At 46.6% G+C, this 10,619-nt stretch carries 7 protein-coding genes; all 7 read right to left on the bottom strand.

Translation table 11 applies throughout. The features are described from left to right. Positions 1–356 precede the first annotated feature (356 nt). Positions 357–1,400 carry an HD-GYP domain-containing protein gene (locus ACHWTJ_RS01740; protein WP_294740157.1) on the bottom strand — a complete coding sequence of 348 codons (1,044 nt, stop codon included), beginning with the start codon at positions 1,398–1,400 and terminating at the stop codon, positions 357–359. A gap of 97 nt (positions 1,401–1,497) precedes the next feature. Next, a complete protein-coding gene (gene gyrA / locus ACHWTJ_RS01735) occupies positions 1,498–4,110 on the bottom strand; it encodes a DNA gyrase subunit A (RefSeq protein WP_294748858.1) in 2,613 nt (870 codons plus the stop codon). Between the two features lie 27 nt (positions 4,111–4,137). Then, positions 4,138–6,051: a DNA topoisomerase (ATP-hydrolyzing) subunit B gene (gene gyrB, locus ACHWTJ_RS01730; protein WP_394679003.1), complete on the bottom strand. Its 1,914-nt coding sequence runs from the start codon at positions 6,049–6,051 to the stop codon at positions 4,138–4,140. Between the two features lie 10 nt (positions 6,052–6,061). Further along, complete coding sequence (gene recF, locus ACHWTJ_RS01725; protein WP_023469866.1) at positions 6,062–7,216, bottom strand: DNA replication/repair protein RecF; 1,155 nt, start codon at positions 7,214–7,216, stop codon at positions 6,062–6,064. Position 7,217: 1 nt separating this feature from the next. After that, positions 7,218–7,439 carry a S4 domain-containing protein YaaA gene (yaaA, locus tag ACHWTJ_RS01720; protein WP_023469865.1) on the bottom strand — a complete coding sequence of 74 codons (222 nt, stop codon included), beginning with the start codon at positions 7,437–7,439 and terminating at the stop codon, positions 7,218–7,220. A gap of 162 nt (positions 7,440–7,601) precedes the next feature. Next, on the bottom strand, positions 7,602–8,735 hold the full coding sequence (gene dnaN, locus ACHWTJ_RS01715; RefSeq protein ID WP_294740155.1) for a DNA polymerase III subunit beta: 1,134 nt from the start codon (positions 8,733–8,735) through the stop codon (positions 7,602–7,604). A gap of 191 nt (positions 8,736–8,926) precedes the next feature. Further along, on the bottom strand, positions 8,927–10,318 hold the full coding sequence (gene dnaA / locus ACHWTJ_RS01710; protein ID WP_294740154.1) for a chromosomal replication initiator protein DnaA: 1,392 nt from the start codon (positions 10,316–10,318) through the stop codon (positions 8,927–8,929). Positions 10,319–10,619 lie beyond the last annotated feature (301 nt).

Here is a 10,619-nt window from a genome sequence, read left to right as displayed (position 1 = left end):
CTCCATAAAGTGTTTGACTTGCTCGTTGTTGTGACCGAAGTCACGATTGACGAAGCTTGCGCTTCATTCGTTTTTGTATTCCGTAGAATACGATTTTTGCCTCATCGTTCAGTTTTCAAAGTTCGTCCGCGCCTGTTTTGGCGACTCAATTAGAATACCAAGTCTGAAACAAGAAGTCAACAACTTTTTCGAAATTGTTTTTCTCGTTTGTTTCGAGCGCTCGTCGTTGTTAAGGACATGTAATAATATATCATGCGTTTTACTATTGTGCAACACTTATTTTAAAATTGTTTTTAAATTCATGAATAAACCTCTTGAGCCCTACGATTTCGGCTCAAGAGGCTACATATTTCATATCAATCCATCAACTGAATAATGCTATGTTGCCGTTCTTCCATTAAATCAATGATTACCATCCGTCCTTGTTCTTCATAAGAAATGACAGGTCGATCAAAAATTGCATTCTTTCGAACGATCGTTGCAATCTTTCCATTACTCATCAGAACACGATCACCGACTTCGATTGGTAAAAGTAACTGTCCGAGCAACAGGACATACTTCGAACAATATTGCATTGGTCGTGCTTTTAAATGACGGTATGCATCAAACGGTGTATATGCTTCTCGATATGGACGCCAACTTGTCATCGCAGCAAAGACATCTGCCACAATAAAAAGTCGACTATGATCTGTAATCTTATCTCCCTTTACCTTTAAAGGATAACCCGTTCCATCTAGTCGTTCATGATGTTGAACAATCAAGCGATTGACCGTATCAGAGATGATCGTCTCCTTTTGCAAGGCTTGATATGCCATTGCGGGGTGACGATGGAAGATTTCTTGTTGCATTGCTTCATATCGTTTCGTATGACGCCATTCCATGATTCGCGCGAGACCGTAATCAGCAAAATAAGACGCTGTCCATAACTCATGAATTAATTTCCGATCTTTTCCGACTGCTTCTGCAAGCATCTGGGCAACTGCTCCTCGATAGATAGCATGTCGAACTGTATAAGCTTCCGTTCCTCGTTCGAGAAAGAATGGTAAGACATCTTGTCTCGTAATTCGATCCGGAACAGATTGCTTGACCCAACTCAATGCTTCATACACATTCGGCTTTATTCCCTGTTCCCATGACATGAAGACTTTGTTGTAAGAACGAATGAATGCTTCAAACGGATTTTCTGTATGAGCCTCTATGGTTTTAGTTTGCGCCTCCTCACCCTCGATTATATCCGGCCGATCTTCGATGACGACTTCTTTAATCAAAAATCGTTGAATCCGCCGTAACTCATCCGTTCCTATCTTTTTACCTGCTTCTACGATGGGATGATCTGTATGTAAATAGATAGGTTCAGTTAAACGATCCCCGATGCGTAATTGATTACTTGCCACTCGCATATCGTTTCGTCTCCTTTTTTATTTTATGTTCTTTCTATATATGTAGATAAAAGCAGCAGAGTAGTACTACTCTGCTGCTTCCTTGCTAACGTCTTGCTTATTCTTCCGCTTCTTCTGAAGCATCTGATTCGACTACATTCTCTTCAGACACGATGTCCGTGTCTTCTTCCGTTTCATCAGTCTCTTCTCGTTTCAGTTTCGCAACCGTTGCAACACGGTCACCTTCTTCAATTCGAATGACCTTCACCCCTTGGGTGTTCCGGCCGACACGTGAAATGTACTGCGAATCTGTCCGAATAACGATACCACTCTCTGTCATGATCATGATGTCATCATCGATATCAACGATTCGCATGGCAACGATTTGACCGACACGATCCGTTACCTTACTCGCGATCAATCCTTTACCACCACGAGACTGGCTACGGAACTCGGTCATCGGTGTTCGTTTACCGAATCCTTTTTCCGTAATGACAAGAACATCTTGTGCATCACGTGCAAGTTCCATCCCAACGACGAAATCGTCTGGGCGTAATGTCATCGCTTTAACCCCACGAGCGCCACGTCCCATCGAGCGGACATTCGTGATCGGGAAACGAATCGCTTTCCCGCTTGTCGAAACAGCAAAGACTTCATCGTCCGTCGATGCGAGACGAACCGATGTCAACTCATCGTCTTCAAACAATCGAATCGCAATCAAACCGTTTTTGTTGATTCGCGCATATGCGGACAACGGTGAACGTTTGACGCGTCCTTTACGTGTCATGAAGATCAATGATTTTTGCTCATCTTGAACGACTTCTTCGGTTTCGAGCGTTTCTTCCGTCTCTTCAATCTCTCCTTCAATTACCTCTACAGGTGCTTCAGTTGCTTGTTGCTCCTCGAGATAACGTTTGAAGTTGACTGGAATCATCGTCTCGACCTTTTCATCGCGCTCGATTTGGATGAGGTTGATGATCGGTACACCTTTTGATGTCCGGCTCATCTCTGGTACTTCGTATCCACGAATCCGGTAGACTTTTCCGCGGTTCGTAAAGAATAGGATCGTATCATGCGTCGAACAAGACAAGAGACGCGTGACGTAATCCTCGTCGTTCGTTCCGATTCCTTGAACCCCACGTCCGCCTCGGCGTTGTGTCCGGTATGAATCCGTCGTCATCCGTTTGATGTAACCACTGCTTGTCAACGTGATGATGATATCCTGTTCCGGAATCAAGTCTTCATCTTCGAATTCGATATGATCCATGCGGATTTCCGTCCGACGTTCGTCGTTGAAACGTTCTTTCAACTCCTCGAGTTCTGTCCGGATCAAATCAAGCAAGACTTCTTCACTCGCAAGGATGCGGTTCAATTCCGCGATCAATTGCATGATTTCGTCATATTCTGCTTCAATTTTCTCCCGCTCAAGACCTGTCAGGCGTTGCAAACGCATATCGAGAATCGCTTGTGATTGTTTCTCGGATAACGCAAAACGCTCCATCAATTGTTCACGTGCCGCATCCGCTGTCCGGTTCCCACGGATAATTTGAATGACTTCATCCAAATGATCAAGTGCAATCCGTAGACCAGCGAGCAAGTGTTCACGTGCTTCTGCTTTTTCGAGATCGAACTGTGTCCGACGACGCACGATTTCTTTTTGATGCTCGAGGTAATGATAAAGCATTTCCTTGAGCGTCAATGTTTTCGGACGTCCTCCGACGATCGCTAGCATATTGACACCAAATGTCGTTTGCATCGACGTCTGTTTATACAAGTTGTTTAAGATGACGCTCGCATTTGCATCACGACGGACTTCCATAACGATGCGCATACCGCGACGATCTGACTCATCCCGTAAATCCGTGATGCCTTCGATCTTTTTCTCGCGGACGAGATCGGCAATCTTTTCAACGAGACGGGCTTTGTTGACCTGATAAGGTAACTCCGTCACGATGATCCGTTCCCGGTCTTTTTTCGTCTGTTCGATCTCAGCTTTCGCGCGGACGATGATTGAGCCACGTCCTGTCTCATAAGCGCGACGAATCCCGCTACGACCAAGAATTTCACCAGCTGTCGGGAAATCAGGTCCCGGAATGTGCTGCATCAGTTCTTGAATCGTAATTTCGGGGTCGTGCGACAAGGCTAAGACACCATCGATCACTTCACCTAACTGGTGCGGCGGAATGTTCGTTGCCATCCCGACCGCGATCCCGCTCGAACCGTTGACGAGTAAGTTCGGGAAACGTGACGGTAAGACTTCCGGCTCGCGTTCTGAACCATCATAGTTATCTTTGAAATCGACTGTGTTTTTGTTGATATCGCGGACGATCTCCATCGCGATTTTTGACATACGGGCTTCCGTATATCGCATTGCAGCCGCCGAGTCTCCATCGACAGAACCGAAGTTTCCGTGTCCATCGACGAGTTCGTAACGGTAGCTGAAGTCTTGCGCCATGCGGACCATCGTGTCATAGACGGCAGAATCCCCGTGCGGGTGATACTTACCGATGACTTCCCCGACGATACGGGCAGACTTTTTATGTGGTTTATCGGCACGAATACCGAGATCGTTCATCGCATAGAGAATCCGGCGGTGTCCGGGTTTTAAGCCGTCCCGTACGTCCGGAAGAGCACGTGCGACGATGACGCTCATCGCGTAGTCCATGAAGGACGTACGCATCTCTTGACTGATATTAATATCCTTGATGATTCCGTGATTTTGTTCGGACATGCTTCTGGCCACCCTCTCTGTTCAGCGTTAAATATCCAGGTTCTTGACGTAATGTGCGTGTGATTGAATGAAGTCGCGTCGTGGTTCGACCTGGTCTCCCATCAAGATATCGAAGACTTCATCCGCTTCGATTGCATCTTGAAGCTCGACACGCAACATTTGACGACCGCTTGGATCCATCGTCGTTTCCCAAAGTTGCTCTGGATCCATCTCCCCAAGACCTTTATAACGCTGAATGTCGTACCGTGCGTTTTCAGGAAGCGCTGTGAGCGCCTCTGTCAATTCACGTTCGTTATGCACGTACGTGATATTCTTCCCTTGCTTGATTCCGTATAGCGGTGGCTGAGCGATATAGACATATCCATGCTCGACAAGCGGACGCATGTAACGGTAGAAGAACGTCAACAAGAGTGTCCGGATGTGGGCACCATCGACATCGGCATCGGTCATGATGATGACTTTGTGATAGCGTGCTTTTTCGATATTGAACTCAGAACCGATACTTGTTCCGAGTGCCGTGATGATCGTTCGGATCTCATTGCTACCAAGAATCTTATCGAGACGTGCTTTCTCAACGTTCAAGATTTTACCGCGAATCGGTAAGATCGCTTGGAAATGACGATCGCGTCCGGATTTCGCAGAACCACCCGCTGAGTCACCCTCAACGATGTACAATTCAGAAATCGACGCATCGCGTGATGAACAGTCAGCCAGTTTACCTGGAAGCGAGCTCACTTCGAGAACACCTTTACGGCGTGTCAGTTCACGTGCTCGTTTCGCTGCCATCCGGGCGCGCGACGCCATCATCCCTTTTTCGACGATTGCGCGTGCATTCGTCGGGTTTTCAAGCATGAACTGCTCAAACGCACCAGAGAAGAGTGAATCCGTGACCGTACGTGCGTCAGAGTTACCAAGTTTCGTCTTCGTCTGTCCTTCGAACTGCGGGTTCGGGTGTTTGACAGAAACAATCGCTGTCATTCCCTCACGCACGTCCTCACCGGATAACGTACCGTCTGCATCCTTCATCAAACCGAACTTCTTCGCGTAGTCATTGATGACCCGTGTCAAAGCAGTCTTGAAGCCGGTCTCGTGCGTACCACCTTCATGTGTCGGGATGTTGTTCGTGAACGAGTAGATGTTTGAAGCAAATCCATCGTTGTACTGAAGCGCGACTTCGACTTCGATGCCGTCTTTTGTTCCGTGTACATAGACGGGTTCTGCATGAACGACTTCTTTTGAACGGTTCAAGTGTTCGACGTAGGACTTGATCCCACCTTCATAGTGGAAGCTACGTGTCATTGGCTCATCCGCACGATCGTCCGTGATGACGATCTTCAAACCTTTATTCAAGAAAGCAAGCTCCCGCAGGCGTGTTGCTAGCAAATCATAGTCATACTCGAGCGTTTCTTGGAAAATCTCACCGTCTGGGAAGAAACGAATCGTCGTTCCTGTCTCTTCCGACGTTCCGATCACTTCAAGATCTTTCGCTGGTACACCACGATGGTACGCTTGGTAATACAACTTTTCATTCCGTTTAACGAATACTTCAAGTTTCGTCGACAGGGCATTAACGACCGAAGCCCCAACACCGTGTAGTCCACCCGATACTTTATATCCGCCGCCGCCGAACTTACCACCAGCGTGGAGGACCGTCAGGATGACTTCAACGGCAGGACGACCCATTTTCTCTTGAATGTCGACTGGAATACCACGTCCGTTATCCTCGACTAAGATCGAGTTCCCTGGTTCGATCGTCACCTTGATCGTGTCACAGTACCCTGCGAGCGCCTCATCGATCGAGTTATCGACGATCTCCCATACGAGGTGATGGAGACCCTTTGATGCCGTCGAGCCGATATACATCCCTGGACGTTTACGTACTGCTTCTAATCCTTCAAGTACTTGAATCTGATCGGCACCGTACCCTTGTTCCAATTCCATATCTTCATGATTACTCATCGGTTTTCTCACCTACTGTTTCTTTATATGATGTCTCTTCCAAATCGACCGTCCCTTGTTTCACGTGGAACAACTTCGCTTGGTTGATCGTTTCATGCGCAATCCCATCAACGCTTGTCGTCGTCAGGATCGTCTGGACCTTTTGTTGCATCGTATCGAGCAAATGTGTTTGACGATGATCATCAAGCTCGGATAAGACATCGTCGAGTAGAAGAAGCGGATATTCCCCTACTTCCTCGTGAATCAATTCGATCTCCGCAAGTTTTAACGAGAGAGCTGCAGTTCGTTGTTGTCCTTGTGAACCATACGTTTGAACGTTTCGTCCATTGACTTCCATCTCAAAGTCATCCCGATGTGGTCCAAACAACGTAACTCCTCTTCGGATTTCATTTTCTTTTATTTTACCAAACTTCCGCGTGTAGGACGCAGTCATTCCTTCGACATCGAGTAATTCGTCGCCGAATGTGTCCGAACGATAGATGAGCGCGAGTTCTTCCTGTCCACGACTGATTCCATCATGAATCGGTCGTGCCCACTTTTCGAGCTGGGCCATGAAATGATGGCGGCGCTGAACGATTTTAACGGCTAGCGTAATCATCTGCTCCGTCAAGATATCAAGGAAGGTCTCGTCTCCTCCCTTCATGGACAGTTGTTTCAGCAGTGCATTCCGCTGCTTCAACACTTTCAGATACTGACTCAATTCATGCAGATAGACCGGGCTGACTTGACCGATCTCCATATCGAGAAATCGTCGGCGGACTTGTGGACTTCCTTTGACGATATGCAAATCTTCCGGGGCGAATAAAACAATGTTCAGTGCCCCGACGTAATCACTTAAGCGTCGTTGCTCTAGATGATTCAGTTTTGCTTTTTTCCCGCGACCCGAGATGACGATCTCTTGGACATGAGAACCTGTTCGTTTGACGACACGTCCTTCGACACGCGCCGTCTCTTGGTCCCAACCGATCAGTTCCTTGTCATGCGTCGTCCGGTGCGACTTCGCAAGAGCAAGAACATAAATCGCTTCCAATAAGTTCGTCTTCCCTTGTGCATTTTCACCAATCAGAACATTCGTTTTTTCGGAGAATGACAGTTCGAGTGCGTCATAGTTGCGATAATGACTGAGTCGGACTGAATCCAGCCGCACGTTAGTTGCCCTCGTTCTTGATGATGAACTGACCGTAGTCTTCTACATCAATGATGTCTCCATCCCGTAATTTACGACCACGTCGCTGATCGACCTCGCCGTTGACTAGAATCGGTACCTCTGCTAAAAACGGTTTGGCTTGTCCTCCGCTTGAGATGATATCTGATAGCTTCAGGAACTGCCCTAATGTGACGTATTCCGTTGTAATTCTAATTTCTTGCATGGATTGACTCCTCCTACCTACATATTATAAATGACGTACTCTTTATTGTACTAAACATTGAGCGATTTAGCAAAATTCCCGAACGTATATACGGTATACGAAAAAGACGGATCCGATGTCGAAACAATCGAACCCGTCTTGTCATATATTTCGTGTTTATGCTTACGCCGTCCGGACTGGAAGAATCAGTTGCAGGACGTTATCTTGATCGACCGGATGCAAGATGAATGGACGAATCGAACCTGTGAACTGGATTTCGATATCTGTCGCGTCAAGCGCCTTCAAGGCATCCATCATGTACTTCGAGTTGAACGAGATCTTTAGTTCTTCTCCTTCAAGTGAAAGGATGCTGACTTGCTCCGAGACTTTTCCGACTTCTGGTGAATGTGAAGAGATCTCAACCGCTGTCGTTCCTTCAGCTGCGAACTTGATGACGTTATTACGGTCCTCACGTGCGAGAAGTGACGCGCGATCGATCGCTTGAAGCAATTCTTTCGCGTTCATACGGACGGCTGTCCGGTATTCTTCTGGAATCAAACGTGATGTATCCGGATAGTTTCCGTCAAGCAGACGCGAGAAGAAGAGGACATGTTTCATCTTGAACAGGATTTGTTGGTTCGTGATCGTGATATCCACATGACCATCGCCAAGCAACTTCGATAATTCATTTAAGCTCTTACCAGGAACGATGACGTTCTGGAACGAGATCTCCGTATCTGTCTCAAACTGCGCACGACGAAGGGCCAAACGGTGGCTATCCGTCGAGACGCACGTCAAGATGCCTTTATCGGCCGAGAAGTTCACACCTGTGAGTACAGGACGTGTTTCTTGAACAGCAACGGCAAAGCTTGTTTGACGAATCATTGAACGTAAGAGATCAGCCGGTAAACGGAAACGTTGTCCCCCATCGACTTGTGGAAGGCGCGGGAACTCATCCGGATCAAGACCGTTCAAATGGAATTCTGCTGTTCCTGATTGGATCCGTGTCATGAAGTTCGGTGAAACTTCAAGTGTGACTTCATCTTTCGGCATCTTTTTGACGATATCGCCGAAGAAGCGAGCATTCAAGACGACACTACCAGCACGATGAACCGTGACGTATGATGTTCCATTCTCTTCTGCATAGATCGTCCGTTCAATCGAGATTTCTGTATCGCTTCCTGTCAGCGTCATACCATCTCCATGAGCTTCGAGTTTGATTCCTGTCAGAATCGGAATCGTCGTGCGGGATGAGACCGCCTTGGCTACATCTTGTACTGCTTGAATTAAAGCTTCGCGTTGAATGGTGATATGCATATCGTCGTTAGACTCCTCTCGAAAATAATGGGCATGCGCCCATCATAACATAATAATATATTTTTTTAATAATAGTCTTAGGGGCTGTGGATAGTGTGGATAAGTCGGTGGATAACTTGATATAAAGCCAAAAACGGTGTGGATAAGTTGTGGATAACTACCCTACTTTATCCACATGTTTATCCACAGTTTTACGAATGCTTCAACTCATGCTTGATTTGTTCGATGACTTTTCCGGTTTCCCCGTCTGATTTGATCAACATACTGATCTTTTCATGAGCATGGATGACGGTCGTATGGTCGCGTCCCCCGAATTCTTCTCCGATTTTCGGTAAAGAGCTCTCTGTCATCTCACGCGAGAGATACATCGCGATTTGACGTGGGAAGGCAATCGATTTCGTCCGTTTCTTCGCCTTAAGATCATCAAATGGTAAGTTGAAATGCTTACTGACCGACTCTTGGATATCACGAATCGTGACTTTACGCGGTTCAGCGACCGGCATGATGTTATGCAGGGCTTCTGCAGCGACATTTGGATCAATCGGTCGTCCGACGAGATTTGCATAAGCGATGACGCGCGTCAACGCCCCTTCGAGTTCCCGAATGTTCGTATCAATCTGACTTGCGATGTAGAGCATGACTTCGTTTGAGACATCAAGCTGCTCGGCATTCGCCTTTTTCCGTAAGATCGCAATCCGTGTCTCGAGATCCGGCGGCGTGATATCGGTGATCAGTCCCCATTCAAAGCGGGAACGAAGCCGGTCTTCAAGCGTTGGAATCTCTTTTGGCGGTCGGTCACTCGAAATGATGATTTGTTTTTGGTCGTTATGCAAGGCATTGAATGTGTGGAAAAACTCTTCTTGCGTCTGTTCTTTGCCCGCAAGGAACTGGATGTCATCAATCAACAGGACATCGATGTTACGATATTTATTTCGAAACTCAACCGTCTTATTATCACGGATGGAGTTAATAAAGTCATTTGTAAAGCGTTCAGAAGAGACATAGGCAATCCGTGTCCCGAGATTTTGATCTTGAACGTACTGTCCGATGGCATGCATCAGATGGGTTTTGCCAAGACCAACGCCACCATAAATGAAAAGCGGATTATATGCTTTAGCAGGCGCTTCCGCAACAGCCAGTGAAGCGGCATGTGCAAAACGATTCCCCGATCCGATGACGAATGTATCGAACGTGTACTTCTCATTTAATTGTCCAAGTTCACTCATCGTCAGTTCATCTGTCGGTTTTCGTGTGTTCGATGGACGTAATTTTGGAGCCGGTGTTGCTTCGATCCGTTCCTCTTCTTGTCGATCGAGCATTTTCTTCGCTTGTCCCTCTTCAATGAACTGAATATCGAGTCGGCTTCCGGTTACTTCTTCAACTGTGTCTTCGAGTAAAGATAAGTACTGGCGCTCGAGCCACGTCACCGTAAATGCAGCTGGTGCTGAAACGAGTAAAGTCGTTCCATTTAGCGTGACGCCTTCTGTGGACTTCAACCACATATCATAACTAGCTTTCGGTGTTCGTTCCTCTTCCTCAATCACAGATAAGACATTATGCCAAAGTTCGGCAGCGTTTTTCATAAATACCCCCCTTTTTTTATCAAGATAGAAAAAATTTGTACACAGGCTTATACACAGATAAAGTTAATGAAGAAACTCGACTTATCCCCATAACGTAAAAACTGTGGATAACGTTATCCACAGGCAGTTGAATCTGTGTATAAAGTTATCCACAGGGTGTGTATAACTTGTTTTGTCCTGAACAATCAGGATCGTGTTATGCACAATTAGTGTATCAAAAGAAATGAGTCCTGGCAATGGTTGGAATGATTTATCCACAAGTAAATTCAACCATCCACAGGTAGTTACCCACAAGCTGTGG

Origin of the sequence: uncultured Exiguobacterium sp. (assembly GCF_964277885.1) — a bacterium.
Taxonomy (GTDB): domain Bacteria; phylum Bacillota; class Bacilli; order Exiguobacteriales; family Exiguobacteriaceae; genus Exiguobacterium_A.
Note: the sequence above shows the minus strand (reverse complement) of the source record. Positions and strands in the feature narration are given on the sequence as shown.